The organism is Variovorax sp. 10N412, assembly GCF_056394985.1.
Window position 1 is genome coordinate 574169 of the sequence record NZ_JBFTIO010000001.1, and the last position, 26261, is coordinate 600429.

General features: G+C 68.1%; 27 protein-coding genes. 21 read left to right on the forward strand and 6 right to left on the reverse strand.

The window, feature by feature from the left end; all coding sequences use genetic code 11:
• Nucleotides 1–15: 15 nt before the first annotated feature.
• Both AC1DJH_RS02930 and AC1DJH_RS02935 read left to right on the forward strand, forming a co-directional pair.
• On the forward strand, nucleotides 16–1308 hold the full coding sequence (locus AC1DJH_RS02930; RefSeq protein ID WP_435483316.1) for a YeaH/YhbH family protein: 1293 nt from the start codon (nucleotides 16–18) through the stop codon (nucleotides 1306–1308).
• A complete protein-coding gene (locus AC1DJH_RS02935) occupies nucleotides 1305–2864 on the forward strand; it encodes a SpoVR family protein (protein ID WP_478184648.1) in 1560 nt (519 codons plus the stop codon). The genes AC1DJH_RS02930 and AC1DJH_RS02935 overlap by 4 nt, the downstream gene beginning before the upstream one ends.
• A gap of 7 nt (nucleotides 2865–2871) precedes the next feature.
• Here the strand turns inward: AC1DJH_RS02935 and aroQ are convergent, their stop codons facing one another.
• Both aroQ and AC1DJH_RS02945 read right to left on the reverse strand, forming a co-directional pair.
• Complete coding sequence (aroQ, locus tag AC1DJH_RS02940; protein WP_435435530.1) at nucleotides 2872–3312, reverse strand: type II 3-dehydroquinate dehydratase; 441 nt, start codon at nucleotides 3310–3312, stop codon at nucleotides 2872–2874.
• 40 nt (nucleotides 3313–3352) lie between these two features.
• Nucleotides 3353–4324: a LysR family transcriptional regulator gene (locus AC1DJH_RS02945; RefSeq protein ID WP_478184649.1), complete on the reverse strand. Its 972-nt coding sequence runs from the start codon at nucleotides 4322–4324 to the stop codon at nucleotides 3353–3355.
• A 109-nt stretch (nucleotides 4325–4433) separates the two neighbouring features.
• On the opposite strand from AC1DJH_RS02945, the gene AC1DJH_RS02950 reads away from it, so the two are divergent.
• From AC1DJH_RS02950 to AC1DJH_RS02995, 10 genes are read left to right on the forward strand one after another with little or no spacing between them, the layout of a single operon-like run.
• Nucleotides 4434–5105, forward strand: coding sequence for a Rieske 2Fe-2S domain-containing protein (locus tag AC1DJH_RS02950; RefSeq protein WP_478184650.1), 672 nt, complete (start codon nucleotides 4434–4436; stop codon nucleotides 5103–5105).
• A gap of 8 nt (nucleotides 5106–5113) precedes the next feature.
• Complete coding sequence (locus AC1DJH_RS02955; protein WP_478184651.1) at nucleotides 5114–5968, forward strand: aromatic ring-hydroxylating dioxygenase subunit alpha; 855 nt, start codon at nucleotides 5114–5116, stop codon at nucleotides 5966–5968.
• A complete protein-coding gene (locus tag AC1DJH_RS02960) occupies nucleotides 5965–6606 on the forward strand; it encodes a glutathione S-transferase family protein (RefSeq protein ID WP_478184652.1) in 642 nt (213 codons plus the stop codon). Before AC1DJH_RS02955 ends, AC1DJH_RS02960 begins: the two co-directional genes overlap by 4 nt.
• A 40-nt stretch (nucleotides 6607–6646) precedes the next feature.
• On the forward strand, nucleotides 6647–7753 hold the full coding sequence (locus AC1DJH_RS02965) for an S-(hydroxymethyl)glutathione dehydrogenase/class III alcohol dehydrogenase (protein ID WP_472117668.1): 1107 nt from the start codon (nucleotides 6647–6649) through the stop codon (nucleotides 7751–7753).
• A gap of 49 nt (nucleotides 7754–7802) precedes the next feature.
• Entirely contained in the window at nucleotides 7803–8714 is a 912-nt protein-coding gene (locus AC1DJH_RS02970) for an alpha/beta fold hydrolase (protein WP_478184653.1), read from the forward strand.
• Between the two features lie 7 nt (nucleotides 8715–8721).
• Nucleotides 8722–9600, forward strand: coding sequence for an S-formylglutathione hydrolase (fghA, locus tag AC1DJH_RS02975; RefSeq protein WP_478184654.1), 879 nt, complete (start codon nucleotides 8722–8724; stop codon nucleotides 9598–9600).
• Between the two features lie 39 nt (nucleotides 9601–9639).
• Nucleotides 9640–10134 (forward strand): GNAT family N-acetyltransferase, encoded by a 495-nt coding sequence (locus tag AC1DJH_RS02980; protein WP_435493434.1) that lies wholly within the window; start codon nucleotides 9640–9642, stop codon nucleotides 10132–10134.
• A 24-nt stretch (nucleotides 10135–10158) separates the two neighbouring features.
• Complete coding sequence (locus AC1DJH_RS02985) at nucleotides 10159–10554, forward strand: VOC family protein (protein ID WP_472117675.1); 396 nt, start codon at nucleotides 10159–10161, stop codon at nucleotides 10552–10554.
• Complete coding sequence (locus AC1DJH_RS02990; RefSeq protein ID WP_478184655.1) at nucleotides 10551–10979, forward strand: TfoX/Sxy family protein; 429 nt, start codon at nucleotides 10551–10553, stop codon at nucleotides 10977–10979. The genes AC1DJH_RS02985 and AC1DJH_RS02990 overlap by 4 nt, the downstream gene beginning before the upstream one ends.
• A complete protein-coding gene (locus tag AC1DJH_RS02995) occupies nucleotides 10976–11584 on the forward strand; it encodes a 3'-5' exonuclease (RefSeq protein WP_478184656.1) in 609 nt (202 codons plus the stop codon). The genes AC1DJH_RS02990 and AC1DJH_RS02995 overlap by 4 nt, the downstream gene beginning before the upstream one ends.
• A 13-nt stretch (nucleotides 11585–11597) precedes the next feature.
• Here the strand turns inward: AC1DJH_RS02995 and AC1DJH_RS03000 are convergent, their stop codons facing one another.
• Nucleotides 11598–12326, reverse strand: coding sequence for an alpha/beta fold hydrolase (locus tag AC1DJH_RS03000; RefSeq protein ID WP_478184657.1), 729 nt, complete (start codon nucleotides 12324–12326; stop codon nucleotides 11598–11600).
• 134 nt (nucleotides 12327–12460) lie between these two features.
• On the opposite strand from AC1DJH_RS03000, the gene AC1DJH_RS03005 reads away from it, so the two are divergent.
• From AC1DJH_RS03005 to arsH, 4 genes are read left to right on the forward strand one after another with little or no spacing between them, the layout of a single operon-like run.
• Entirely contained in the window at nucleotides 12461–12778 is a 318-nt protein-coding gene (locus AC1DJH_RS03005; RefSeq protein WP_435435518.1) for an ArsR/SmtB family transcription factor, read from the forward strand.
• Nucleotides 12779–12785: 7 nt separating this feature from the next.
• Entirely contained in the window at nucleotides 12786–14078 is a 1293-nt protein-coding gene (locus AC1DJH_RS03010) for an arsenic transporter (protein ID WP_478184658.1), read from the forward strand.
• Complete coding sequence (gene arsC / locus AC1DJH_RS03015) at nucleotides 14075–14506, forward strand: arsenate reductase (glutaredoxin) (protein WP_478184659.1); 432 nt, start codon at nucleotides 14075–14077, stop codon at nucleotides 14504–14506. The genes AC1DJH_RS03010 and arsC overlap by 4 nt, the downstream gene beginning before the upstream one ends.
• Nucleotides 14490–15209 carry an arsenical resistance protein ArsH gene (arsH, locus tag AC1DJH_RS03020; RefSeq protein ID WP_478184660.1) on the forward strand — a complete coding sequence of 240 codons (720 nt, stop codon included), beginning with the start codon at nucleotides 14490–14492 and terminating at the stop codon, nucleotides 15207–15209. The genes arsC and arsH overlap by 17 nt, the downstream gene beginning before the upstream one ends.
• A gap of 8 nt (nucleotides 15210–15217) precedes the next feature.
• Here arsH and AC1DJH_RS03025 read toward each other — a convergent pair whose 3' ends face one another.
• Nucleotides 15218–16186, reverse strand: a complete 969-nt coding sequence (locus tag AC1DJH_RS03025; RefSeq protein ID WP_472117693.1) for a helix-turn-helix domain-containing protein — start codon at nucleotides 16184–16186, stop codon at nucleotides 15218–15220.
• Between the two features lie 154 nt (nucleotides 16187–16340).
• Between AC1DJH_RS03025 and gnd the strand changes: the two genes are divergently transcribed.
• A complete protein-coding gene (gene gnd, locus AC1DJH_RS03030) occupies nucleotides 16341–17762 on the forward strand; it encodes a decarboxylating NADP(+)-dependent phosphogluconate dehydrogenase (RefSeq protein ID WP_478184661.1) in 1422 nt (473 codons plus the stop codon).
• Between the two features lie 137 nt (nucleotides 17763–17899).
• Entirely contained in the window at nucleotides 17900–18478 is a 579-nt protein-coding gene (locus AC1DJH_RS03035) for an N-acetyltransferase family protein (RefSeq protein WP_478184662.1), read from the forward strand.
• Nucleotides 18479–18517: 39 nt separating this feature from the next.
• On the opposite strand, the gene AC1DJH_RS03040 is transcribed toward AC1DJH_RS03035, so the two are convergent.
• Nucleotides 18518–19024 carry a gluconokinase gene (locus tag AC1DJH_RS03040; protein WP_478184663.1) on the reverse strand — a complete coding sequence of 169 codons (507 nt, stop codon included), beginning with the start codon at nucleotides 19022–19024 and terminating at the stop codon, nucleotides 18518–18520.
• 108 nt (nucleotides 19025–19132) lie between these two features.
• Here AC1DJH_RS03040 and AC1DJH_RS03045 point away from each other — a divergent pair, with 108 nt between their 5' ends.
• From AC1DJH_RS03045 to AC1DJH_RS03055, 3 genes are all read left to right on the forward strand, one after another.
• Complete coding sequence (locus tag AC1DJH_RS03045) at nucleotides 19133–22354, forward strand: efflux RND transporter permease subunit (RefSeq protein ID WP_478184664.1); 3222 nt, start codon at nucleotides 19133–19135, stop codon at nucleotides 22352–22354.
• Between the two features lie 93 nt (nucleotides 22355–22447).
• A complete protein-coding gene (locus tag AC1DJH_RS03050) occupies nucleotides 22448–23704 on the forward strand; it encodes an efflux RND transporter periplasmic adaptor subunit (RefSeq protein WP_478184665.1) in 1257 nt (418 codons plus the stop codon).
• Entirely contained in the window at nucleotides 23701–25212 is a 1512-nt protein-coding gene (locus tag AC1DJH_RS03055; RefSeq protein WP_478184666.1) for an efflux transporter outer membrane subunit, read from the forward strand. The genes AC1DJH_RS03050 and AC1DJH_RS03055 overlap by 4 nt, the downstream gene beginning before the upstream one ends.
• On the opposite strand, the gene AC1DJH_RS03060 is transcribed toward AC1DJH_RS03055, so the two are convergent.
• On the reverse strand, nucleotides 25163–26257 hold the full coding sequence (locus tag AC1DJH_RS03060; protein ID WP_478184667.1) for a PA0069 family radical SAM protein: 1095 nt from the start codon (nucleotides 26255–26257) through the stop codon (nucleotides 25163–25165). The genes AC1DJH_RS03055 and AC1DJH_RS03060 overlap by 50 nt on opposite strands.
• Nucleotides 26258–26261 lie beyond the last annotated feature (4 nt).

Below are 26261 nucleotides of genomic sequence, written 5' to 3' on the forward strand. Positions count from 1 at the left end.
AGCTTTGACACCATCGTGGCCATCCTGCAGCAGATCATCGACCGCCGGCTATCGGGCAAGAACAAGTCCATTGGCAACCGCGAGCGCTTTCTCCGGCGCTACAAGGGGCAGATCCAGGAGGCGGTGCGGCGCGCGGTGAGCGGGCGCAACATCCGCGAGCTGGAGCAAGGCGAAGACGTGACCTTGCCGCGCCACGATGTGTCCGAACCCGTGTTCGGTCACGCCCGGGGCGGCGACCGCGAGTATGTGCACCCGGGCAACCAGGAGTACCTGAAGGGCGACCGCATCAAGCGCCCCGAAGGCGGGAGCGGTGGCGGCTCCGGCAGCGGCGAGGCCGGCGACAGCGGCGAAGGCGACGACGACTTCGTCTTCCGACTGACGCGCGAAGAGTTCATGCGCGTGTTCTTCGACGACCTGGCGCTGCCGCACCTCATTCGCACACAGATCGCCGACGTGCCCGAGTGGAAGAGCCACCGCGCCGGCTTCACCAGCGACGGCTCTCCCAACAACCTGCACGTGGTGCGTTCGATGCGCGGGGCGCTGGCGCGGCGCATCGCGCTGGGCGGTGAGCCGCGCAAGGAGCTCAAGCGCCTCGAAGCGCACCTGCTCCATCTGCAGCACCATCCGCAAGCGGCAACGGCCTTGATCCAGAAAGAGATCCGCGAGACCGAGGAGCGCATCGAGGAAATGCGCCGCACCATGCGGCGCGTGCCCTACATCGACCCGATCGACCTGCGCTACCGCAACCGCGTGAAGACGCCGGTGCCCAGCGCCAAGGCCGTGATGTTCTGCCTGATGGACGTGTCGGGCTCCATGGACGAGGCGCGCAAGGACATGGCCAAGCGCTTCTTCATGCTGCTGTACATGTTCCTCACGCGGCACTACGAGACCATCGACCTCGTGTTCCTGCGCCACCACACGCAGGCGCAGGAAGTGACGGAAGAAGAGTTCTTCCACGCCACCGAGACCGGCGGCACCGTGGTGTCGAGCGCGCTGGTGCTGATGGACGAGATCATCAAGGCGCGCTACCCCAGCGGCGAATGGAACGTGTACGGCGCGCAGGCCAGCGACGGCGACAACTGGCACCAGGACAGCGGGCGCTGCCGCGAGCTGCTGGTCAACGACATCCTGCCGGTGGTGCGCTACTACGCCTACGTGCAGGTGGCCGAGACCGAGCAGAACCTGTGGCAGGAGTACGCGCAGCTCGAAGGCGTGCAGCCCAACTTCGCGATGCGCAAGGTGTCCGACGCGCAGGACATCTACCCGGTTTTCCGCGACCTGTTCAAGAAGGAAGGGGTCACGTCATGAGCACCATCCTCACCCCCGACGCCCTCGACACGCCCGCCGGCCTGCCCCGGCTGGAGCGCCTGCCCAGTCCCTCGGACTGGACCTTCGAGCTCATCGAGACCTACCACGCCGAGATCGCGAAGACCGCCCGGGGCTTCGGACTCGACGTGTACCCGAACCAGCTCGAGGTGATCACCGCCGAGCAGATGATGGACGCCTACGCCAGCGTGGGCATGCCCATGATCTACAGGCACTGGTCGTACGGCAAGCAGTTCATCGCCACCGAGAAGAACTACAAGCGTGGCCACATGGGGCTGGCCTACGAGATCGTCATCAACTCCGATCCGTGCATCGCCTACCTGATGGAGGAGAACACCATGGCCATGCAGGCCCTGGTGATCGCGCATGCGGCCTACGGCCACAACAGCTTCTTCAAGGGCAACTACCTGTTCCGGATGTGGACCGACGCGTCGTCCATCATCGACTACCTGGTCTACGCGCGGCACTACATCGCCGAGTGCGAGGACCGCCACGGCGTCGACGCGGTGGAAGAACTGCTCGACTCCTGCCATGCGCTGATGAACTACGGCGTCGACCGCTACCGCCGCCCGCAGAAGCGCTCGCTGGCGCAGGAAAGCGCCCAGCGCGCGGAGCGCGAGCGCCACATGCAGCAGCAGGTGAACGACCTGTGGCGCACGCTGCCGCGGCGCAGCGAGCAGGCCGCCGAGTCCGATTCGGCGCGCCGCTTTCCGCCGGAGCCGCAGGAGAACCTGCTGTACTTCATCGAGAAGAACGCCGCCCTGCTCGAACCCTGGCAGCGCGAGGTGGTGCGCATCGTGCGCAAGATCGCGCAGTACTTCTATCCGCAGCGCCAGACCCAGGTGATGAACGAAGGCTGGGCCACGTTCTGGCACTACACGCTGCTCAACACCATGTACGACCGCGGGCAACTGGCCGACGGCTTCATGATGGAATGGCTCAGCTCGCACACCGGCGTGATCTACCAGCCGCCCGTGGGGCACCGCGCCTACAGCGGCATCAACCCCTATGCGCTGGGCTTTGCGATGTTCACCGAGCTGCGCCGCATCTGCGAGAAGCCCACCGAGGAAGACCGCCGCTGGTTCCCCGACTTCGCGGGCACCGACTGGGTCAAGACGCTCGACTACGCGATGCGCAACTTCAAGGACGAGAGCTTCATCGGCCAGTTCTTGAGCCCCAAGACCATGCGCGACTTCCGGCTGTTCTCCATTCGCGACTACCAGAGCGAATCGGAGCTGCAGGTGTCCGCCATCCACGACGACAGCGGCTACCAGGCGCTGCGCGAATCGCTCTCCCGGCAGTACGACATCAGCAGCCGCGAGCCCGACATCCAGGTGTGGAACGTGGCCACGCGCGGCGACCGTTCGCTCACCCTGCGCCACACGCAGCGCAACAACCTGCCGCTGCACGACGGCGCCGAAGAGGTGCTCAAGCACGTCGCGCGGCTCTGGGGCTTCGACGTGCACCTGGAGAGCATCGACAACGCCGGGCGCATCAGCCGCAGCTGGAAGGCGGCGGCACCCAAGCAGCAGTACTAGCCGGGAATCAGGGCACCAGCGCTGCGATGGCCAGCGTGTAGCCCTTCACGCCCAGGCCCACGATGATCCCGCGCGCCGCGGGCGAGATGTACGAGTGGTGGCGGAACTGTTCGCGCGCATGCACGTTCGAGATGTGCAGCTCGATCAGCGGCACGCTCGCGCCCTTGATGGCGTCGTGCAGCGCAATCGACGTGTGCGTGTAGGCGCCGGGGTTCATCACCACGCCCAGCATGGTGCCCGCGGCCACTTCGCGGCCCGCCTCCTGCACCCAGTCGATCAGCACGCCTTCGTGGTTCGACTGGCGACATTCGATCTCCACACCGAGTTTGGCGCCGGTGTCCTTGCACAGGCGCTCGACGTCGGCGAGCGTGTCGCGTCCGTACTGTTCGGGCTCGCGCGTGCCGAGCAGGTTGAGGTTGGGGCCGTTGAGGACGAGGATTTTCTTCATGATGAACAGCAGGTTCGAAGGCCGGAGCCGGGGGCGCCAATTATGGTCTTGCGGCCGGCTTTCGGCGCCGCCCGGCCGACGAGCCCACGTAGTGGTTGAAAGAGTCGATGTCCACCACGCTGCGCGCCATCAGGTCGACGAATGCGCGCAGCTTCTGCCCCATGTAGCGCTGGCGCTGGTAGGCGCAGTAGATGCGGCGCGGCTCGGGCTGCCACTGCGGCAGCACCGGCACGAGCACGCCCTGCGCGACCTCGGGTCCGGCGAAAAAGACCGGCAGCAGGGCAATGCCCAGCCCGTCGATGCAGAAGGTCTTCATGACCCAGTGGTCGTTGGTTTCGAACGCGGGCTCCGCGCCGAAGGCGAAGCTGCCTGCGTCCGACAGCAGCAGCACCTGCGCGCGGCCTGATGACGGCTCCTTCATCGCGATCGACTGGTGCCGCGCCAGTTCCTCGGGTGACGACGGCGTGCCGTGGCGGGCCAGGTACTGCGGGCTCGCATAGAGCCCGTAGTTGAGCCGCCCCAGCAGCTTGGCCACGAGGTTCGGCGCATCGGGCGGCTCGGCGCACACGTAGCAGTCGACGTCGCCGACCTGCGGCGCATGGGAGCCGCTGGCCACGTCGAGCTGGCAGCGCACGTCCGGGTGCGACGCCAGGAACAGCTTGACCACATGGCAGACGAAGGAGGTGCTGAACTGCGTGTCGGACAGCAGCGAGAGGCGGCCCGACACGCCGGTCGTCAGCGCGTGGACCTCGGTGCTGGCGGCTTCCAGCCGGCCGGTCACTTCGTCGAGCAGTCCTTCCGAACGAACCAGGAAGGCACGGCCGGCCTCGGTGAGCGCCATGCGGCGCGGGCTGCGCAGCAGCAGTTGCGCGCCCAGCAGCTCTTCCAGCCGCGTGAGCTGCCGGCTCAGTGTGGCCTTGGACGTGCCCGAGAGGGTTTCGGCCTTGGTGAGGCTGCCGCTCTGTGCGACCAGCACGAAGGCCTCGACCAGCGCGAGATCGATGCGGCTCATGCGAGCCAGCGTTTCAGGAATGAAAAGATGCGTCTCTTCATGTGGCTTTCATCGGTGGGGCAGAAGCGGTACGGTATCACCGGCGCTTTGCCCTGCGACCTCACGACGAATGAACACACCCCCTGCATCCACCTGGCACCCCGTTGCGCCCTCGGCCGACCTGCGCCCCGGCGCCAACATCGTGGCCGGCTTCGCCGAAGGCCAGGAACTCGCGCTCTGGCGCGCCGCCGACGGCAGCCCCCAGGCCTGGGAGAACCGATGCCCGCACCGCAGCGTGCGCTTCACGCTGGGCCAGGTGATCGAGAACCGCCTGGCCTGTGCCTACCACGGCTGGGAATACGCGGCGGGCAGCGGGCAGTGCACGCGCATTCCGGCGCACCCGGCCATGCAGGCGCCACGCAACGTCTGCGCGAAGACCTTCGGTGCGGTAGAGGCGGCGGGGATGCTGTGGGTCCTGCTGTCGCCTGAGGCCTCGCTCGCACCGCCGTCACTGGCCGATGCCGTGCCAGCCGGCTGGCAGTTCTGCCGCACGCTCACATTGCGTTCGCCCGCCAGCACCGTGCGCGAAGCGCTGGCGCAACGCGGCTTTGCAGCCGATGCGGCAACAGGCGCCTGGCGCGGCCAGCTCGGCGGGGTGGACACCGTCGCCCTGGTCCTCGATGCGCAGCCCCGCCTCGCCTTCGTCCACCTCTGGAGCGACGCTGCCCCTGGCTCAGCCGCCCTGAAGACCCTGCACACCGCCGCCCGCAGCTTGCGCAGCGACATCGAAGCCCTCGGCTGAAAGACACCATGCCCTTCGTCACCGACGACCCCAACATGCTCGACGACTGGCTCGTCATCGGACCCGCCGCGCCGGCGCCTCGCACCACCCGCCTGCTCGGCGACACCGTGCAACTGTGGATCGACGCCGGCGGCACGCCCCACTGCCGCCTGGGAGACCAGCCGCTGACCGTGCAGTCGCGCTACGGCCATCTCTGGGTCTGCCCCAGCGGCCGTCCGGCACGCGCCCTGTTCGACTTCCCGGAATACAGCGAAGCTAGCCGCCGCACCATCGACTGCGGCGGCATCGGCGTGGCGGTGTCCGGCCTGCGCGTGATCGAGAACTTCCTGGACATGGCGCACTTCCCCTTCGTGCACGCCGACTACCTCGGCAAGGTGCCGCACACCGAGGTGGCGAAGTACAACGTCGAGGTCGAACCCGCCACCGGCGAGATCTGGGCCACCGACTGCCGCTTCTGGCAGCCGCGCGCTTCGGCCGCGCACGACACGGGCAGCGAGGTGCTCTACAAGTACCGCGTGATGCAGCCCTTCTCGGCCATGCTCTACAAGTCGAGCTTTCGCGCGGGCGCGCTCGACGCCATCGGCCTGTTCCTGCAGCCCGTGGACCATGAGCACGTGATCGCCCACACGGTGCTGGCCTGCTACGACGACGACTCCAGCGACGCCGCGCTCATCGCCTTCCAGCACACCATCTTCGGGCAGGACAAGCCGATCCTGGAGAACCACGCCTTCAAGCGCATGCCGCTCGAAGGCCGCGCCGAGACGCCCACGCGCGGCGACACCTCGTCCGTCACCTACAGGCGCTGGCTGCGCGAGCGCGGCATGCGCTTCGGCGTGCTGCAAGCGGCCGGGGCCGCGCCATGATCAAGCTCCACGACTACCCGCTGTCGGGCAACTGCTTCAAGGTGCGGCAGATGCTGGCGTGGCTGGGCCTTGCGCACGAGCTGGTGCCGGTCGATTTCTTCCCGGGCCGCGAACACACCCGCGCGGCGTTCCTGGCGAACGTCAATCCGCTGGGCCAGCTCCCGGTGCTGGATGACGACGGCTTCGTGTTGCGCGATGCGCAGGCCATCGTGGTCTATCTCGCGAGCCGCTACGACACGCAGGGCCGCTGGTACCCGGACGACGCGAAGCTGCGGGGCCAGATCGCCATGTGGCTCGCCACCGCCGACGAGATCACCCGCACCGCGTCGGCCGCGCGGCTGCACGATGCGCTGGGCTACCACCACCTGGACATCGAGGCCTGCCGCAGCGGCGCACGCGCGGTGTTCCGCGTGCTCGACGACCACCTCGCCGAGCAGGCCAGCGCAGGCCTTCGCTGGCTGGCCGCGGCCCCCGAGCCGACCATTGCCGACCTTGCCTGCTTCCCCTACGTGGCCCTGGCCGGCGAAGGCGGCATTTCGCTCGATGAATTTCCCGCACTGCGAAACTGGGTCTGGAATTTCCGCCACCTGAGCGGGTTCATCGGCATGTCGGGTATCTTCCCTGCTGGCCCCGCCTGAGAATCCTCATTCCTCCCGCTTTCTGAAGAACCCCCACACCATGAAAACCAAAGCTGCCGTCGCCTGGAAATCCGGAGAACCGCTCACCATCGAAACCGTGGACCTCGAAGGCCCCAAGTTCGGCGAAGTGCTGGTCGAGATCAAGGCCACCGGCATCTGCCACACCGACTACTACACGCTCTCGGGCGCCGACCCCGAAGGCATCTTTCCCGCGATCCTCGGCCACGAAGGCGCGGGCATCGTGGTCGACGTAGGCCCCGGCGTCACCACGCTGAAGAAGGGCGACCACGTCATTCCGCTGTACACGCCGGAATGCCGCCAGTGCAAGTTCTGCCTGAGCCGCAAGACCAACCTGTGCCAGCTGATCCGCGGCACGCAGGGCAAGGGCCTGATGCCCGACGCCACCAGCCGTTTCAGCCTCGACGGCAAGCCCATCTTCCACTACATGGGCACGAGCACCTTCAGCAACTACACGGTGGCGCCCGAGATCTCGCTCGCCAAGATCCGCGAAGACGCCCCCTTCGACAAGGTCTGCTACATCGGCTGCGGCGTTACCACCGGCATCGGAGCGGTGATCTTCACGGCCAAGGTGGAAGCGGGTGCCAACGTGGTGGTGTTCGGCCTCGGCGGCATCGGCCTGAACGTCATCCAGGGCGCCAAGATGGTGGGCGCGGACAAGATCATCGGCGTCGACCTGAACCCCGAGCGCGAGGCCATGGCCCGCAAGTTCGGCATGACGCACTTCATCAACCCGAAGACGACGGAAAACGTGGTCGACGCCATCGTGCAGCTGACCGACGGCGGCGCGGACTACAGCTTCGAGTGCATCGGCAACACCCAGGTGATGCGCCAGGCGCTCGAATGCACGCACAAGGGCTGGGGCCGCAGCATCATCATCGGCGTGGCCGAGGCAGGCGCGGAGATCAGCACGCGCCCGTTCCAGCTGGTCACGGGCCGCAAGTGGGAAGGCTCGGCCTTCGGCGGCGCGCGCGGGCGCACCGACGTGCCGAAGATCGTCGACTGGTACATGGAAGGCAAGATCAACATCGACGACCTGATCACGCACACCATGCCGCTGGAAGACATCAACAAGGGCTTCGACCTGATGAAGCGCGGCGAGTCGATCCGCGGCGTGGTGCTTTACTGACCCCCAGGCCAGCGGCGCTCTTCGTGGAGGTGAACTCGTGATCGAAAGAATGACGCCCTTACACAAGATCGAGGCCGGTGTGCTCGAAGTCGCGTACTTCGAAGCCGGCCCCGCCGACGGGCCGCCCGTGCTGCTGATGCACGGGTTTCCGTACGACATCCACACCTACGCCGAAGTCGCGCCCCTGCTGGCGGGGCAAGGCTGCCGCGTCATCGTGCCGTACCTGCGCGGCTATGGCGCCACGCGCTTCCTGAGCGATGCCACGCCGCGCTCGGGCGAACAGGCCGCGCTCGGCGCCGACCTGCTCGCGCTGCTCGACGCGCTGAAGATCGAACGCGCGGTGCTGGCCGGCTACGACTGGGGCGGCCGGGCCGCCTGCGTGGTCGCGGCGCTGTGGCCCGAACGCGTGGCGGGGCTGGTGTCCTTCAACAGCTACAACATCCAGAACATCGCGAAGGCGATGGAGCCGGACACGCCCGCCAACGAGCACAGCCTCTGGTACCAGTACTACTTTCACAGCGAACGCGGCCGCGCCGGCCTTGCGAAAGACCGCAAGGGGCTGACGAAGCTGCTGTGGAAGCTGTGGTCGCCGACCTGGAAGTTCGACGACGCCACCTTCGAGCGCAGCGCCGCCGCCTTCGACCACCCCGACTTCGTGGACGTGGTGATCCAGTCGTACCGCCACCGCTTCGCACTCGTGCCCGGCGACCCGGCCTACGCCGACATCGAACGCCGGCTCGCGGCCCAGCCGGCCATCACCGTGCCCACCATCACCTTCGACGGCATCGACGACGGCGTGCGCCCGCCGGCCGAGGCGTCGGCCCATGCCCATCGCTTCAGCGGACCGCGCTCGCACCGGCTGGTGCCCGGCGTGGGCCACAACATGCCGCAGGAGGCGCCCCGCACCTTTGCGGATGCCGTGCTCGAACTGGTGCCGGCCCTGCGCGACCAGACCCCATGACCACTCCATGACCGACCACACCCCCAAGACCCTTTCCGCGCACCACGCCTTCGGCGGCGTGCAGAGTTTTCACGAACACGCATCGCAGGAGATCGGCCTGCCGATGCGCTTTTCGGTCTACCTGCCGCCCCAGGCCGCGCACGCTCGCGTGCCCGCCCTGCTCTACCTCGCGGGCCTGACCTGCAACGAAGAAACCTTCGCGGTGAAGGCCGGCGCACAGCGCCTGGCCGCGAGCATGGGGCTTGCACTGATCGCACCCGACACCAGCCCGCGCGGCGCCGCAGCGGAAAGCCTGCCGGGCGCCAGGGACAGCTGGGACTTCGGCATCGGCGCGGGCTTCTACCTCGACGCGCTGGCCGAGCCCTGGGCCACGCACTGGCGCATGGAAAGCTGGATCGTCCAGGAGTTGCTGCCGCTGGCGGCGCAGCAGTTCGCCATCGACGGCGACCGCATCGGCATCTTCGGCCACTCGATGGGCGGCCACGGCGCGCTCACGCTGGCGCTGCGGCATCCGGGGCGCTTCAAGTCGTTGTCGGCCTTCGCACCCATCTGCGCGCCCACGCAGTGCCCGTGGGGCGAGAAGGCCTTCGCCGGCTACCTGGGCGAGCCGGGCGCCGACCGCGCGCAGTGGCTGGCGCACGATGCCAGCGCGCTCATGAAGTCTCAGGTGACCGCGCCCTACCCGCAGGGCATCCTGATCGACCAGGGCCTGGCCGACAAATTCCTGGCCGAGCAACTGCACCCCGAGGTGTTCGAAGCCGCCTGCTCCGCAGCGGGCCAGCCGCTGACGCTGCGCCGCCATGCGGGCTACGACCACGGCTACTTCTTCATCCAGAGCTTCATGGCCGACCACATTGCGCACCACGCGCAGACCCTGCACACCTGATCGACCGCACGGGCGGCCCTGGCCCGTATCATGAGCCGCATGTCCGCTGCCCAGATTCCTGCCTTCCAGTTGCGATCGCGCGAAGGCGGTCCCGAAGAGAACATGGTGCTGGCCGGCATCTGGCGCCGCGCCTGGATCGCGGCCAACCGCGGCGCCGCCACCATCGAACCCATCGCCCATTGGCTGCAGCGCGTGCAGGCCGAGTTCGGCCCGCCGGCCGACGTGGTGCTGGCGGAACGCGACGGGCAGGTGCTCGCCTTCATGGTGCTGCTGGGCCGGCGCGAGTACGTGGCCCAGCTGTTCGTCGAGCCGCACCTGCGCAGCCAGGGCCTGGGCAAGGCGCTGCTCGACGAGGCCTGCGTGCGCATCCCCACCGGCTGGCGGCTGCATGTGGCGGTCACCAACACCTCGGCGCAGCGCTTCTACGAACGCTATGGCCTGGAACGCGGCACGGTCGACCGCCACCCCACCAGCGGGCGCGAACGCATCGCCTACCATTGGTCCCCCTCGCGTCCGCCGTGGCGCGTGGGCTGACCCTCTCCCTTCTTTTTTCGCCCCATGCGCATCGACCACATCGCACTCTGGACCACCGATCTCGAACGCTGCAAGCGCTTCTATGTCGATTACTTCGGCGCCACCGCCGGCGCGGGCTACACCAACCCGGCCAAGGGCTTCGAATCGTGCTTCCTGAGCCTGGGAGGCGCTGAAGGCGCGCGCATCGAGGCCATGACGACGACCGCGCTCTCGCCCGTGACGGCCGAAGCCGGCGCGCAGCGCATGGGCTGGACGCACCTGGCCATCAGCGTGGGCTCCGACGCCGCGGTCGACGCACTCACGCAGCGCCTGAAGGCCGACGGCTACCCGCTGCTCGACGGCCCGCGCCGCACCGGCGACGGCTACTACGAGAGCGTGGTGCTCGACCCGGACGGCAACCGCATCGAGATCACTGCATGAGCGCCTTCGTCGACAGCCTGCACGAGAGCTTCGAGCGCTTCGGGCGCATCGCGCCGCGCCGCATGTTCGGCGGCCATGGCATCTTCCACGAGGGCCGCATGATCGCGATCGTGATCGGCGACACGCTCTACCTGAAGTCCGACGCCGAAAGCGCACCGCACTTCGACCGCCAGAACCTGCCGCCCTTCACGTACATGCGCCAGGGCAAGTCGATGCCCATGTCGTACCGGCAAGCCCCGGCCGACCTGTTCGAAGACCGCGAGGAAGCCGCGCGCTGGGGCCGCCGGGCCTACGAGGCGGCGCTGCGCTCAGGCCAGCCACCCAAGCCCAAAAAAGCACCCGCCGCCAAGAAGGCAGCAGCCAGGAAAACGCCCGCAAAGAAAGCCGCAGTGAAGAAAAAGACATCGAAAGCAGCCCCCCGGTGAGCGACAACCCCCATCTCCCGCCCCTGCCCGAGCGCGAACAGATCGCGCTGCTCGAGCCCTTCGAGGGCCTCGGCCTGAAAGACATCGTCGTCGTCGCCACGCAGCAGGACGCCGAGCGCGCCGCCGCCGCGCTGCTGGCCGCAGGCATCGCGGGCTTCGACACCGAATCGAAACCCACCTTCGCGAAGAACGAAGTCTCGGGCGGCCCGCACGTGGTGCAGTTCTCCACGCGCGACACGGCCTGGCTGTTCCAGCTGCACCGCACCGAATGCAACCCGGTGGTGGCCGCGCTGATCGCCTCGACCGAACTGCGCAAGGTCGGCTTCGGCCTGTCGGGCGACCTCACGCTGATTCGCAACCGGCTGAACATCGAACCGGGCGCGGTGTTCGACATCGACACCGAATTCCGCCACCGCGGCTACCGCAAGTCGGTCGGCGTGAAGGCGGCGGTGGCGCTGGTGTTCAACCGCCGCTTCATCAAGTCGCGCAAGGCGACCACCTCGAACTGGGCCAACAGGCAGCTCACCGAGGCACAGATCCGCTACGCCGCGAACGACGCCTATGCGTCGATCCGGGTGTACGACGCGCTCTTCAACAGCCACTGAACGCCCTGCTCGCTCAGTCGCGCCCCGCCTCGAGGATGGCCTGCGCCAGCCGCTGCGGGTTCGAGAAGAACATCTCGTGGCTGCCGGGGCACTCCACCAGCCTGAACAGGCCCAGCCGCTCCGACAGCCGCGGATGCCAGGGCAGGCTGTGCGGCAGCGCGGTGTCCTGCTGGCAATTGACGTAGGACTTGCCCAGCGCCAGCGCCGCCAGCGGCTGGCTCAGCCTGATCTTGTCGGTGAAGGTGCGGTACGGATGGGGGTTCAGCTTGTCGTAGGCGGCCTGCGCGGTCGGCAGGTCGGCGTCGTTGATGAAGGCTTCGCGCCAGATCTCGAAGGGCAGCGTCACCGCGTTGGCGTTCGCGGCGGCGATCGCATCGAACATCGTCACGTAGTTCGGCGGCACCATGTCGTTGAGCGACTCGCCGTCCAGCGGCACGAAGGCATTGATGTACACCAGCCGCTTCAGGCGCGGCGCAATGCGCTCTGCCACGCCCGAAATCACCATGCCGCCGTAGCTGTGGCCCACGAGGCGCACCTGCGTGAGGTTGTTCTGCTCGATGTAGCGCACGGCGGATGCAATCGCGTCTTCCAGCGTGGTCGCGGTGCGGTCGTCGCCGGGGTTGTTGCCCGCGAGCGTGGGGCAGTGCACGGTGTGGCCTGCCGCGCGAACGCCGTCGGCCACGGCTTCGATTTCAGCGCCGGTGTGCCACGCGCCGTGGACAAGAACATAGGTGTCGGACATGGGGTCTCCTTCGTTGTGACGAAGCCAGACTGTAGGAACGGCGGCGCGCCGCAAATGGCCGATGCCTGCCAGCCCGATGGCCGGTTCGTGCCGGACGGTTTGCTCCAGTTCAATTATTCAACGATACTTGAACTATGGAAGAAAACGACGTTGTCCGCTCGCTGGCCGCCCTGGCGCAACCCATCCGCCTTCGGGTGTTCCGCGCGCTGGTGGTGGCCGGGCCTGCCGGCCTCACGCCCGGCACGCTGACCGAATCGCTGGAGGTGTCGGCCACCAGCCTGTCGTTCCACCTCAAGGAACTGATGAACTCGGGGCTGGTGTCGCAGGAGCGGCAGGGGCGCAACCTCGTGTACCGGGCCGCGTTCGAGCAAATGAACGGGCTGCTGGCCTATCTCACGGAAAACTGCTGCCAGGGCGAAACCTGCGCCGCCGGGTGCCCGCCGACATGCTGACCGCCCAATGCTGACCGCCGTCGCGATCTTCGTCTTCACGCTGGTGCTGGTCATCTGGCAGCCGCGCGGCCTGGGGATCGGCTGGAGTGCTTCGCTGGGCGCCGTCATCGCGCTGCTCCTCGGCGTCGTTCACCTGGCAGACATTCCAGCCGTCTGGGGCATCGTGTGGAACGCGACCGCGACCTTCATCGCAGTGATCGTCATCAGCCTGCTGCTCGACGAGGCCGGCTTCTTCGAGTGGGCCGCGCTGCACGTGGCGCGCTGGGGCAACGGGCGCGGGCGGCTGCTGTTCGCCTTCATCGTGCTGCTGGGCGCGGCCGTGTCGGCGCTGTTCGCCAACGACGGCGCGGCGCTCATTCTCACGCCCATCGTCATGGCGATGCTGGTCGCGCTCGGGTTCACGCCGGCCGCCACGCTGGCGTTCGTGATGGCGGCGGGCTTCATCGCCGACAGCGCGAGCCTGCCGCTGATCGTGTCGAACCTGGTGAACATCGTGTCGGCCGATTTCTTCAGGATCGGCTTCAACGCGTACGCCGCGGTCATGGTGCCGGTGAACATGGCGGCGGTGCTCGCGAGCCTGCTCGTCCTGATGCTCTACTTCCGCCGCAGCATTCCAGCGCGCTACGACGCGAGGCAGTTGAAGTCGCCCACAGAGGCGATCCGCGACGTTCACACCTTCCGCGCCGGCTGGGTGGTGCTGGCGCTGCTGCTGGTCGGCTTCTTCGGCCTGGAACCCTTGGGCATTCCCGTGAGCGCGGTGGCCGCCTTGGGTGCGGTCGTCCTGCTCGCGGTTGCCGGGCGCGGCCCGGTCATCAGCACGAAGAAGGTGCTGCGCGGCGCGCCGTGGCAGATCGTCGTCTTCTCGCTGGGCATGTACCTCGTGGTGTACGGGCTGCGCAACGCCGGGCTGACCGGCCAGATGGCCGGACTGCTGAACGTGTTTGCGCAAGGCGGCGTGTGGGGCGCGGCCATGGGCACGGGCTTCCTGACCGCAGTGCTTTCTTCCGTGATGAACAACATGCCGACCGTGCTGGTCGGTGCGCTCTCCATCGACGCATCGGGCGCCACCGGCGTGGTGAAGGAAGCCATGGTCTACGCCAACGTCATCGGTTGCGACCTGGGCCCGAAGATCACGCCGATCGGCAGCCTGGCCACGTTGCTGTGGCTGCATGTGCTTCAGAAAAAAGGCATGGCGATCGGCTGGGGCTACTACTTCAAGGTCGGCATCGTGCTGACCGTGCCGGTGCTGTTCGTGACCCTCGCGGCACTGGCTGTTCGACTCACCCTCTCCCTGCCATGAACGACATCACCATCTATCACAACCCCGCCTGCGGCACGTCCCGCAACGTGCTCGCGCTGATCCGCAACACGGGCGACGAGCCCACCGTCATCGAGTACCTGAAGACACCGCCCGACCGCGCCACGCTGACGCGGCTGATCGCGGCGATGGGCGTGTCCGTGCGCGACGTGCTGCGCCGCAAGGGAACGCCGTACGACGAACTGGGCCTGGACGACCCGAAGTGGACCGACGAACAACTGATCGGCTTCATGCTGCAGCACCCGGTTCTCATCAACCGGCCGATCGTGGTCACGCCGCTGGCCACGCGCCTGTGCCGCCCGTCCGAAGCGGTGCTCGACATCCTGCCGCGCCCGCAGCAAGGCACCTTCTCCAAGGAAGACGGCGAAGCCGTCATCGACGCGAAAGGCCGGCGTGTCTCAAGGCCCTGAACTCGCGAACATCGATGCGGACAACTTCCGCCAACCCGATCTTCGTCATCTGCTGCCCACGGCGCGCGCCATGCACGCACCGCGCATCCTGCTGCTCTACGGTTCGTTGCGCGAACGCTCATACAGCCGGCTGCTGACCGAGGAAGCGGCGCGCCTGTTGCAGGCCCTGGGCGCCGAGCCGCGCATCTACGATCCGCACGGGCTTCCGCTGCCGGACGACGCGCCCGACGACCACCCGAAGGTGCAGGAACTGCGCGAGAGCGCGCAATGGGCCGAGGGCATGGTGTGGACATCGCCCGAACGACACGGCGCGATGACCGGCATCATGAAGGCGCAGATCGACTGGATCCCGCTGGCCCTCGGCTCGGTGCGGCCCACGCAGGGCAAGACGCTCGCGGTGATGCAGGTGTCGGGCGGTTCGCAGTCGTTCAACGCGGTGAACCAGTTGCGCGTGCTGGGCCGCTGGATGCGCATGATCACCATCCCCAACCAGTCGTCGGTGGCCAAGGCGTTCATGGAGTTCGAGGACAACGGGCGCATGAAGCCGTCGCCCTACTACGAGCGCGTGGTCGACGTGATGGAAGAGCTGGTGAAGTTCACGCTGCTCACGCGCGACTGCGCGGACTACCTGGTCGACCGCTACAGCGAGCGGCGCGAGAGCGCGCTGGCGCTGTCGAAGCGGGTCAACCTGCGCAGCATCTGAGCGCGGGCTCAGTGCCGCAGCAGGCGCCGCAGCGCACCGGGCGTCGTGCCCAGGTGCCTGCGGCACTGCCGCACGAAGTGCGAGGCGTCCGCCAGGCCCACGCGAAAGCCGATCTCCGCGATGCTCAGCCTGTCGAAGCGCGCATCGGCCAGCATGCGACGCGCCACCTGCATGCGGAAGTCCACCAGCGCGTTGGCGAAGGTGGTGGCGCTCTCGCCTTCCGCCAGGCAGCGGTGCAGGCTGCGCTCCGAAATGCCCAACCCGCGCGCCACGCCCGCCGCCGTAAGGCCGGGTTCGGCATGCCGCTCCCGCGTGGCGTCGAGCACCCGGCGGCGCAGCGCCGCGCGGCCCTCGCTGGCCGGCTCCGACGGCCCCTTTCCGAGCGCCAGTGCCAGCAGGCCGCCCAGCTGGTCGCACAGCAACGCAGCCGGCAACGGCGGTTTAGCAGCCACATCGGGTGTCAGCTGCCGCACGAAGGCGCTCAGCACGGCGCCCCACCCCGCCTGGGCGTCGATGCGGCGCGCCACCTGGTCGCCCGCATCGGGCAACCACGCGTCGACCCAGGCGGTCGGCAACTCGAGCGACAGGGTGTCGGCCGATTGCAGCAAGTGAAATTCATACAGCCGACGTGAATCGACCAGCACCGCGTCGCCCGGCAACAGCCGCGCGCATCGCTCCTCCTGCACCGTGACCCAGGGCGAATCGGTCTTGCACAGCAGGTAGTAGTAGTTGTGGCGGCTGTGGGCAATGGCGCGCCGCGTGCGGTACACGTCCTGCGCGCTGCCGCGCACCTGGTTGGCCACCAGGGGACCGAGCGGCGCCGATTCCAGCGTGGCGCCGAAGCTGCCGCCGGCCTGGCTGGTCACGTCCATCTCCAGGAAGCCTTCGCAGACCGCGCCCACCCAGTAGTCCAGCCGCTGTGCAGGCGGCACGGCGTCGGTGGACCAGCGCTGGAGGGCGTCGATGGCTTGGCTCATGCGCGCCGAACATACCCAAGCCGTGCCCGCTTGCCAAGCGGGTATAGACCATCTCCCACGGCAGGGCGCCCGCCGCACCGGCAAAATGGCCGGCGAACCAACCCGTGCGCGGGGCATTCCGGCGCACGCACATGAAAGAAGGGCAAGACGGGTCATGAGCAACAAAAGCGATTTCGGACTGATCGGACTGGCGGTGATGGGCCAGAACCTCGTGCTGAATGTGGAAAGCCGCGGCTTCCAGGTCAGCGTCTACAACCGCACCGAGGCCACCACCGAAGCCTTCGTGGCCGCCAACCCCGGCAAGAAGCTGGTGGGCGCCAAGACGCTCGAGGCGTTCGTGCAGAGCCTGGCCAAGCCCCGCAAGATCCAGATCATGGTGAAGGCCGGCGCGCCGGTCGACCAGGTCATCGAGCAACTCATTCCGCTGCTGGACAAGGACGACATCGTCATCGACGGCGGCAACAGCCTCTACACCGACACCGAGCGCCGCGATGCCTACCTGTCGAGCAAGGGCCTGCGCTTCATCGGCGCGGGCGTGTCGGGCGGGGAAGAAGGCGCGCGCAAGGGCCCGTCGATCATGCCGGGCGGGCCGCTCTCCACCTGGGAGGTGATGAAGCCGATCTTCGAGAGCATCGCGGCAAAGGTGGACGGCGAGCCCTGCGTCATTCACATCGGGCCGGGCGGTGCCGGCCACTACGTGAAGATGGTGCACAACGGCATCGAATACGGCGACATGCAGCTCATCTGCGAGGCCTACAGCCTGTTCAAGGCCGCGGGCTTCAGCACCGACGAAATGGCCGCCATCTTCAACGAGTGGAACGACGGCGAGCTGCAGAGCTACCTGATCCAGATCACCGCCAAGGCGCTGGAGCAGAAAGACCCGGAAACAGGCAACCCGATCGTCGACATGATCCTGGACAAGGCCGGCCAGAAGGGCACGGGCCAGTGGACGCTGATCAACGCGGCGGAGAACGCGGTGGTCATCAGCACCATCAACGCCGCCGTCGAGGCGCGCGTGCTGTCGTCGCAGAAGAAGGCGCGCGTGGCGGCCAGCAAGGTGCTGCAGGGGCCGAAGATCGAACTCTCGCTCGAGAAAAAGGCGCTGGTGGCCAAGGTGCACGACGCGCTGTATGCGTCCAAGGTCATCAGCTACACGCAGGGCTTCGACCTCATCAAGACGATGGGCGACAAGAAGGAATGGAAGCTCGACCTGGCGAGCATCGCGTCCATCTGGCGCGGCGGCTGCATCATTCGCGCGCGCTTCCTGAACCGCATCACCGACGCCTTCCGCACCGACCCGGCGCTGAACAACCTGATGCTCGACCCCTTCTTCAAGGACCTGCTGAACCGCACGCAGCAGAACTGGCGCGAAACGGTGGCGCTGGCAGTGAGCAACGGCATTCCGGTGCCGGCCTTCAGCGCCTCGCTGGCCTACTACGACAGCTACCGCACCGAGCGCCTGCCGGCCAACCTGCTGCAGGCGCAGCGCGACTTCTTCGGTGCGCACACGTACGAGCGCACCGACAAGCCCGAAGGAAAGTTCTTCCACACCGACTGGCCCGAAGTCATCGGATAACTTGTCTCTCCCCCAGGCTGCGCGCACTTCGTGTCGCTTCGCCAACCCCCTTCCGGGGGCAACACCTGAGGCCCGGCAAAGCCGGTTCCTCGGTGTTCGCTGGAAGGGGCGGGCCCGATTGACCGGCGGGGGCGGCCGTGGCACAACGCGCCATGCCCGTGCCGCTGCCCCCTCACTACCCCAGCCACCTGGTCGAGGACTGGCAACTGAGCGACGGCACGCCGGTGCGGATCCGCCCGATCCGCGCCGACGACCTGGCCCTGCACACAGCCTTCGTGTCAGGCCTGTCGAGCGAAACGGGCTACCACCGCCTGCTGTCGCCGCGCAAGCCGCAGTTCGACGAACTGTGGCGCATGACCCATATCGACTACCAGCACGAACTGGCCCTCATCGCGACCACCGAGGTCGACGGCCATGAACAGCAGATGGGCGTGGTGCGCTATGTGCGCGGCGACACACCAGATACCGCGCACGTCGCCGAATTCGCCGTGGTCATCGCCGATGCGTGGCAACGCCACGGCGTTGCACTGAAGCTCCTGCGCAAGCTGATCGATGCGGCCAGGGCGGCCGGCGTGAAGCAGCTGGCGGACATCACCCTGTACGACAACGTCGGCATGCTGGCGCTGGCGCGCAAGCTGGGGTTCAAGCTGCAGCGCGACACAGGCAACCGGAACGTCACGCGGCTGCGGCTTGAGTTGGATTTGCCTGCACGCTGAGGCCTCCCGTTCAGGGACCCCGCAAGAACGAAGAAAGACTCAGCCGGCAGCAAGCCAGGCTTGGACCCGGGCCACAGCCTGCCCCAGCGGCGCAGTCGCATCCACCGCCAGCACACCCGCCTCGCCGACAGGCGATTCGAGCGTCGCGAACTGATTGGCCACCAGGCTCGCCGGAAACATGTGCTCCCCGGCGCCAGCCCGCGCGGCCACCCGGCGCTCGGACTCCGCCCGCTCGATCGCCATGAACACGAACCGCAGCCCTGGTGCCGCCGCGCGCAACTGCTCGCGGTAACTGCGCTTGAGCGCCGAACAGGTAAGCACCGCCCCCTGCGGCGCACCGGCCAGCGCGCGGCCCAAGGTGGCCAGCCAGCCGGCGCGGTCGGCATCGGTCAGCGCAATGCCCTGGCTCATCTTCTCGACATTGGCCGGCGGATGGTGGTCGTCGCCTTCTATGAGCGGCAGCCCGAGGGCTGTGGCCAGCGCCGCGCCCAGGCTCGACTTGCCGCATCCCGACACGCCCATCACTACCAGCCAGACCCTGTCCATATGCACCCTTTTGGTAAAGCGCCACACCAAAAAAACGGCGCCAGCAAACTTAAATCTACTTCCTTATGATGCGACACCTTTTTCCGTCGGAAGCAGAGAGCCCGCGCCATGGTCCAGCTTGCGTTGCGTCGTCCGTACACCTTCATCGTCATGGCGATGCTGATCGTGCTGGCCACGCCTTTTGTCCTGGCGCGCATGGCCACCGACATCTTCCCGGAAATCAACATTCCGGTGGTCAGCGTCATCTGGAACTACACCGGCCTGCCGGCCCAGGAAATGGGGCAGCGCATCTCGGGCCAGGTGGAGCGCGGGCTCACCACCACGGTGAGCGACATCGAGCACATCGAGTCGCAGTCGCTCGCCGGCGTGTCGATCATCAAGGTGTTCTTCCAGCCCACCGCCAACATCGAGATGGCCATCTCGCAGGTGGTGGCCTCCATGCAGGCGCAGGTACGCCAGCTGCCGCCGGGCATCACGCCGCCGCTGGTCATCAAGTATTCGGCCTCCAGCGTGCCGGTGATCCAGCTGGCGCTGTCGAGCCCCACGCGCTCTGAAAACTCGCTGTTCGACGCCACCGTCAACCAGCTGCGCCCGCAGCTCATCACGGTGCCGGGCGCGGCCATTCCGTTTCCGTACGGCGGCAAGAACCGGCTGATTTCGGTCGACCTCGACACCCAGGCGCTGCAGGCGCGCGGCCTGTCGCCGGCCGACGTGGTGAACGCGGTCAACACGCAGAACCTGATTCTTCCCTCGGGCACGGCCAAGTTCGGTTCCACCGAATACAACGTGAAGATGAACGGCTCGCCCGACGCCATCGCGGGCCTGAACGACCTGCCGGTGCGCACCGTGAACGGCGCCACCACGTATCTGCGCGACGTGGCCTACGTGCGCGACGGCTTCTCGCCGCAGACCAACGTGGTGCGCCAGGACGGCGTGCGCGGCGTGCTGCTGTCGGTGCTGAAGAACGGCGGCGCCTCCACGCTGGACATCGTGTCGAACATCCGCGCCATGCTGCCGATCGCCGCGCAGACGATGCCGGACGACATCAAGATCACGCCGCTGTTCGACCAGTCGGTGTTCGTGAAGGCGGCGGTGAAGGGCGTGGTGTTCGAGGCCATCCTGGCCGCCGCGCTCACCGCCGCGATGGTGCTGCTGTTCCTGGGCAACTGGCGCAGCACGCTGATCATTGCGCTGACCATTCCGCTGTCGATCCTGGCGTCCATCCTGGTGCTGTACGCGCTGGGCGAAACGCTCAACCTGATGACGCTGGGCGGGCTGGCGCTCTCGGTGGGCATCCTGGTGGACCAGGCGATCGTGACCATCGAGAACATCGAGCGGCACCTGCACATGGGCACGCCGCTGAAAGAGTCCATCGAGGTGGGCGCGGGCGAAATCGGCTCGGCCGCCTTCGTTTCCACGCTGTGCATCTGCATCGTGTTCGTGCCGATGTTCTTCCTCTCGGGCGTGGCGCGCTTCCTGTTCGTGCCGCTGGCAGAGGCGGTGGTGTTCGCCATGCTGGCCTCCTACCTGCTCTCGCGCACACTGGTGCCCACGCTGGTGATGCTGCTCATGAGCGGCTCGCATGGCGGAGGCCACGCACCGGCGCAAGGGGCAAAGCAAAGCCCGCTGCAGCGCCTGTACCGCGCCTTCGACCGCCGCTTCGAGCGCGTGCGCCGCGCCTACACGCTGGTGCTGTCGGCGGTGCTGTCGAAGCGGGCCGGGTTCATCGGCCTGTTCCTGGGCTTCTGCCTGCTGTCGTGCCTGCTGTACCCGGCGCTGGGCCGCGACTTCTTCCCGACGGTGGACGCCGGCCAGATCCGCCTGCACCTGCGCGCGCCCACCGGCACCCGCATCGAGGAAACCGCCCGCCTCACCGACCAGGTGGAGGCCGCCATCCGCGAACTGGTGCCGCAGGACCAGCTCGAGACCATCCTGGACAACCTGGGCGTGCCCAACAGCGGCATCAACCTGTCGTACAGCAACGCCGGCACCATCGGCACCTTCGATGGCGAGCTGCTGCTGTCGCTGAAGGAGGGCCACCGGCCGACCGAGCACTTCGTGTCGATCCTTCGGGCCGAGCTGCCCCGGCGCTTTCCGGGCATCGAGTTCTTCTTCCAGCCGGCGGACATCGCCACGCAGATCCTGAACTTCGGCCTGCCCGCGGCCATCGACGTGCAGTTCAGCGGCAACGACATGGCCGGCAACGCCGCCCGCGCCGCCGAGCTGACCAAGGCGATCCGCCAGATTCCGGGCGCGGTCGACGCCCATGTGCACCAGCGCCTTGACGGTCCCGCGCTGAGCCTGCAGATGGACCGCACGCGGCTGCAGCAGTACGGCCTGACGGCGGCCAACGTGGGGCAGAACGTGCTCATCGCGCTGTCGGGCAGCTCGCAGACGGCGCCGGCCTTCTGGCTGAACCCGGTGAACGGCGTGGTCTACAGCATCGCGGTGCAGACGCCGCAGTACACGGTCGATTCGCTCGACTCGCTGCTGAACATTCCGGTGGGCGCGGGGGCAGGCACGGCTGGCGGCAACGGCGCGCAGCAGCTGCTCGGCAACCTCGTGACCACGCAGGCCGACCGCCAGCCGGCCGTGATGTCGCGCTACAACATCGCGCCGGTCATCGACGTGTACGTGAGCGTGCAGGGCACCGACCTCGCCAGCGTGGCTTCGAAGGTGCAGAAGCTGGTCGACGAGATGCGCCCGAAGCTCTCGCGCGGCAGCCGGGTGGAGATGCGCGGGCAGGTGCAGACCATGCAGTCGTCGTTCATCGGCCTGGGCGTGGGGCTGGCCATGGCCATCGTGCTGGTGTACCTGCTGATCGTGGTCACGTTCCAGTCGTGGCTGGACGCGGCCATCATCATCACCGCGCTGCCGGCCGCGCTGGCGGGCATCGCGTGGATGCTGTTCATCACCGGCACCACGCTGAGCGTGCCGGCGCTCACGGGCGCCATCATGACCATGGGCGTGGCCACGGCCAACTCCATCCTGCTGGTGTCGTTCGCAAGAGAGCGGCTGGCCGCGGGCATTCCGCCGCTGTCGGCTGCGCTGGAAGCCGGCGCCACCCGCATCCGCCCGGTGCTGATGACGGCGCTGGCGATGATCATCGGCATGATCCCGATGGCGCTGGGCCTGGGCGAAGGCGCCGAGCAGAACGCGCCGCTGGGCCGCGCGGTGATCGGTGGCCTGATCTTTGCCACGGTGTCGACATTGTTTTTCGTTCCCGCGGTGTTCGCGGGGGTGCACAGTCGGCTTGCGCACCGCAAGGCGGCACGCGAGGCTGCTCACCAGCCACAACCGCCAGCGGGCGCAGCGCCCCAGGAGAATTGAAACCTTGACCCCCACGCTCATTCACTTCGTGTATTCGCTGCCCCCCGAGGGGGCCGCAGCTCGCCTTGGGAGCGGCCCGGCGCCGAGCTGGTCATGACGGAACAACGCCATTCGGCATTGGCCATCCACCCCATCGCCGCAGGAGAGGGCGAAGGCGAACTGCTGCGCCGCCGGCAGATCGTGCGGCGCACGCGCTGGCTGGTGCTGGTCGTGCTGGTGCTGCTGGCGCTGGGCGCGGCACGCACCGTGTTCGTGCGCATGGCCAATGCCCGCGCGCTCGAGGCGGGCACCACCGAGCGCGCCAAGCAGTACGTGCAGACCGCTTTCCCCCGCACACCCACCGCCGGCCAGACGCTGGCGCTGCCCGGCACGCTGCAGGGCTTCGTGCAGTCGCCCATTTCGGCGCGCGCCAGCGGCTACCTCAAGCGCTGGACCAAGGACATCGGCAGCCGCGTCGAGAAGGGCGAGCTGCTGGCGGAGATCGAGACGCCCGAAATCGACCAGCAGCTGTCGCAGGCCGTGGCCGCGCGCGCGCAGGCCGCCTCGGGCCTGGCGCTCGCGCAGAGCACCGCCGAGCGTTGGGAAGCGCTGCGCAAGAAGGACGTGGTTTCGCAGCAAGACCTGGACGAACGCCGCGGCGCCGTGGCACAGGCCACTTCGAACGTGGCCGCGGCCGATGCCAACGTGCAGCGCCTGAAGCAGACCGAGGGCTTCAAGCGCGTGGTGGCGCCGTTCGCGGGCGTGATCACGCGGCGCAACGTCGACACGGGCGACCTGATCGATGCCGGCGCGGGCGGCGGCGCCGGGCGCGCGCTGTTCCTGCTGGCGCAGACCGACCCGCTGCGCGTGTACATCAACGTGCCGCAGGCCTACGCCCAGCTCGTGAAGACGGGCCAGCCGGTGGTGGTGACACAGGCCGAGCTGCGCGGCCAGAGCTTCAAGGGCGAGGTGGCGCGCACGGCCGGCTCCATCGACGCGACCACGCGGATGATGCAGGTCGAGGTCTCCCTGCCCAACAAGGACGGCGCACTGCTGCCGGGCGCCTATGTGCAGGTGTCGCTGCCGCTGGCGGCCAGCCGCACGCTCACCGTGCCGTCGAACGCGCTGCTGTTCCGCGCCGAGGGCACGCGCATCGCGGTGGTCGATGCGCAAGGCCGCATCGGCCTGCGCCCCGTGACGCTGGGGCGCAACTACGGCGAGAACGTCGAAGTGCTCGGCGGGCTCGAAGGCACCGACCGCATGGTGCTGAACCCGTCCGATTCGCTGGCGGACGGCGACGTGGTGGCCGTGGCGCCCGACGCGCCGCCACCGGCGGCCAAGGGCGCCGCGCCGAAGAAGGAGCCGGCGTGAGACTGCGACTGCTGGCTGCAGCGTGGGCAACGGCTTGCGTCGCGCTTCCCGCGCTCGTTGCACTTCTTGCAGGCTGCGCCGTCGGCCCCGACTACAAGACCCCCGACACGCCCCTGCCCGTCAGCTGGAAGCTGGAGGAGCCCTGGCGCCTGAGCACACCCAGCGACAGCGCCGACAAGGGCCCGTGGTGGCAGCGCTTCGGCGACGCGCAACTCGACGCGCTGCAGGCGCAGGCACTGGCCGGCAGCCCCACGCTCACGATCGCCAATGCGCGGCTGGCCCAGGCGCGTGCTGCGCTGGCCTCCAACGCGGCCAGCCGGTACCCGCAGCTGGGCCTGGGCACCCGCGCCTCGCGCCTGAAGATTTCCGCCAACCGGCCGCTCACCAACTACGCCAGCGCCAACGCATCGACCGTGCAGAACGACTTTGCGCTGTCGCTCAACGCCAGCTACGAGGTCGACCTGGCGGGCCGCGTGCAGCGCACGGTCGAGGGCGCCACGGCGTCCGCCGAGCAGTCCGCGGCCGACCTGGCGAACACGCGGCTGCTGCTGAGCGCCGACGTGGCCAGCAACTACTTCAACCTGCGCTCCAGCGACATCGAGCTGGACGTGATCTCGCGCTCGGTCGGCCTGCAGCGCCGCGCGCTCGAACTGGTGACGGCGCGCCATGACCTGGGCGCCGTGTCGGGCCTCGACGTGGCGCAGCAGCAGGCGCTGCTGGAGACCACGCTCACGCAGATCGACGTGCTGAAGAAGCAGCGCGCGCAGTACGAGCACGCACTGGCCACCCTCACCGGCACGCCCGCGCCCAGCTTCTCGCTGCCGGTGGACCTGCGCGAGATACGTCCGCCCGCGGTGCCGCTGGGCGTGCCGTCTGAAATTCTGCAGCGCCGGCCCGACGTGGCTTCGGCCGAGCGCGCCATGGCCGCGGCCAACGCACAGATCGGCGTGGCCACCGCGGCCTTCTACCCGAGCTTCATCATCTCGCCGACGCTGGGCGTGGACAGCCGCATGATCGAGTCGCTGTTCAACGGCCCCAGCCTGCTGTGGTCGGTGGGCGTGTCGGCCACGCAGGTGCTGTTCGACGGCGGCCGGGTGCGCGCGAACGTCGACTTCGCCAAGGCCGGCTACGACGCCACCGTGGGCAGTTACCGCCGCACCGTGCTCACCGCCATGCAGGAGGTGGAAGACGGCATCACCGGGCTTTCCGCGCTCGACAGCGCCACCAGACAGGCGCAGGCCGCCGTGACGGCCGCGCGCCGCGTGCTCGACATGGCGACCAGCCGCTACGAGGGCGGTGCGTCGACCTACCTCGACGTGATCACCGCGCAGCAGTCGCTGCTGACGGTGGAGCGCCAGGCCGCGCAGTTGCAGGGGCAGCGGCTGCTGACGGCGGTGTTCCTGGTGAAGGCGCTGGGGGGCGACTGGTGCGGCATGGACGGCCTCGCTGCCGTCGGACCTAGAACAGGCTGCCCTGCCCCGCAGTCCCAGGTGGTCGGAACGCGCTGATGTCGAGCGGGATGCGCTCGCGGTTGTAGCCGATGCGTTGGGTCGCTTTCATGAAGCGCTGGTTGATCAGGTCGGCCCACAGGCCCGAGCCCTTCATGCGCGTGGCGAAGTCGGCGTCGTAGTCCTTGCCGCCGCGCATGTCGTGGATGCGCGCCATGATGCGGTCCGCCCGCTGCGGGTAGTGCAGCGACAGCCATTCCTTGAAGAGCGGCGCCACCTCCCAGGGCAGCCGCACCACCGTGTAGAAGGCGCTGCGCGCACCGGCCTCCCAGGCGGCTTCGAGCACCTGCTCCATGTCTTCGGTGACGAAGGGAATCTGCGGCGCCACGCTCACCCCCACCGGCACGCCCGCCTCGGCCAGCGTGCGAATGGTGCGCAGCCGCCGGTGCGGCGCCGCGGCGCGCGGCTCCAGCTTGCGCGCGAGTTCGCCGTCGAGCGTGGTCACGGTGATGTACACGGCGGCCAGGCGCTCGGCGGCCATGGGCGCGATCAGGTCGAGGTCGCGTTCGATGGCGCTCGACTTGGTGACCAGCGCGAACGGATGCCGCGTTTCCCGCAGCAACTCGATGATCGAACGCGTGAGCCGCAGCTCGCGCTCGATGGGCTGGTAACAGTCGGTCGCGGTGCCGATGGCGATGTAGCTCGGCCGGTAGCTCTTGCGCGCTAGCTCGCCGCGCAGCACCTCGACGATGTTGCGCTTGGCGATGAGCTTGGTCTCGAAATCGAGGCCGGGCGACAGGTTGAGGTAGCTGTGCGTGGGGCGCGCAAAGCAATAGATGCAACCGTGCTCGCAGCCCCGGTACGGATTGAGCGAGCGGTCGAAGGAGATGTCGGGCGAGTCGTTGTCGTTGAGCACCGACTTCACGTCCTCGAAGCGCACCTCCGTGGCCAGGGGCTGCAGTTCGTCGGCCTCGGCCACGCCGTCCTCGAGCGTGCCCCAGCCGTCGTCGAAGGCGTTGCGCTCGTCGCTCGAGAAGCGATGCGCCAGCCGCGTGGCCGCACCGCGGCCCTTGATGGCGTGGATGGGAATCTGGGCAGCGGGCATGGCA

Coding starts and splice junctions, on each gene's coding strand:
- arsC (WP_478184659.1), top strand. CDS start 14,075: ATGAACGACATCACCATCTATCACAACCCCGCCTGCGGCACGTCCCGC.
- AC1DJH_RS03060 (WP_478184667.1), bottom strand. CDS start 26,257: ATGCCCGCTGCCCAGATTCCCATCCACGCCATCAAGGGCCGCGGTGCG.
- AC1DJH_RS02965 (WP_472117668.1), top strand. CDS start 6,647: ATGAAAACCAAAGCTGCCGTCGCCTGGAAATCCGGAGAACCGCTCACC.
- aroQ (WP_435435530.1), bottom strand. CDS start 3,312: ATGAAGAAAATCCTCGTCCTCAACGGCCCCAACCTCAACCTGCTCGGC.
- gnd (WP_478184661.1), top strand. CDS start 16,341: ATGAGCAACAAAAGCGATTTCGGACTGATCGGACTGGCGGTGATGGGC.
- AC1DJH_RS03005 (WP_435435518.1), top strand. CDS start 12,461: ATGGAAGAAAACGACGTTGTCCGCTCGCTGGCCGCCCTGGCGCAACCC.
- AC1DJH_RS02935 (WP_478184648.1), top strand. CDS start 1,305: ATGAGCACCATCCTCACCCCCGACGCCCTCGACACGCCCGCCGGCCTG.
- AC1DJH_RS03000 (WP_478184657.1), bottom strand. CDS start 12,326: ATGTCCGACACCTATGTTCTTGTCCACGGCGCGTGGCACACCGGCGCT.
- AC1DJH_RS02990 (WP_478184655.1), top strand. CDS start 10,551: ATGAGCGCCTTCGTCGACAGCCTGCACGAGAGCTTCGAGCGCTTCGGG.
- AC1DJH_RS02960 (WP_478184652.1), top strand. CDS start 5,965: ATGATCAAGCTCCACGACTACCCGCTGTCGGGCAACTGCTTCAAGGTG.
- AC1DJH_RS03025 (WP_472117693.1), bottom strand. CDS start 16,186: ATGAGCCAAGCCATCGACGCCCTCCAGCGCTGGTCCACCGACGCCGTG.
- AC1DJH_RS03045 (WP_478184664.1), top strand. CDS start 19,133: ATGGTCCAGCTTGCGTTGCGTCGTCCGTACACCTTCATCGTCATGGCG.
- AC1DJH_RS02945 (WP_478184649.1), bottom strand. CDS start 4,324: ATGAGCCGCATCGATCTCGCGCTGGTCGAGGCCTTCGTGCTGGTCGCA.
- AC1DJH_RS02970 (WP_478184653.1), top strand. CDS start 7,803: ATGACGCCCTTACACAAGATCGAGGCCGGTGTGCTCGAAGTCGCGTAC.
- fghA (WP_478184654.1), top strand. CDS start 8,722: ATGACCGACCACACCCCCAAGACCCTTTCCGCGCACCACGCCTTCGGC.
- AC1DJH_RS02950 (WP_478184650.1), top strand. CDS start 4,434: ATGAACACACCCCCTGCATCCACCTGGCACCCCGTTGCGCCCTCGGCC.
- AC1DJH_RS03050 (WP_478184665.1), top strand. CDS start 22,448: ATGACGGAACAACGCCATTCGGCATTGGCCATCCACCCCATCGCCGCA.
- AC1DJH_RS03040 (WP_478184663.1), bottom strand. CDS start 19,024: ATGGACAGGGTCTGGCTGGTAGTGATGGGCGTGTCGGGATGCGGCAAG.
- AC1DJH_RS02985 (WP_472117675.1), top strand. CDS start 10,159: ATGCGCATCGACCACATCGCACTCTGGACCACCGATCTCGAACGCTGC.
- AC1DJH_RS02980 (WP_435493434.1), top strand. CDS start 9,640: ATGTCCGCTGCCCAGATTCCTGCCTTCCAGTTGCGATCGCGCGAAGGC.
- AC1DJH_RS02955 (WP_478184651.1), top strand. CDS start 5,114: ATGCCCTTCGTCACCGACGACCCCAACATGCTCGACGACTGGCTCGTC.
- AC1DJH_RS03010 (WP_478184658.1), top strand. CDS start 12,786: ATGCTGACCGCCGTCGCGATCTTCGTCTTCACGCTGGTGCTGGTCATC.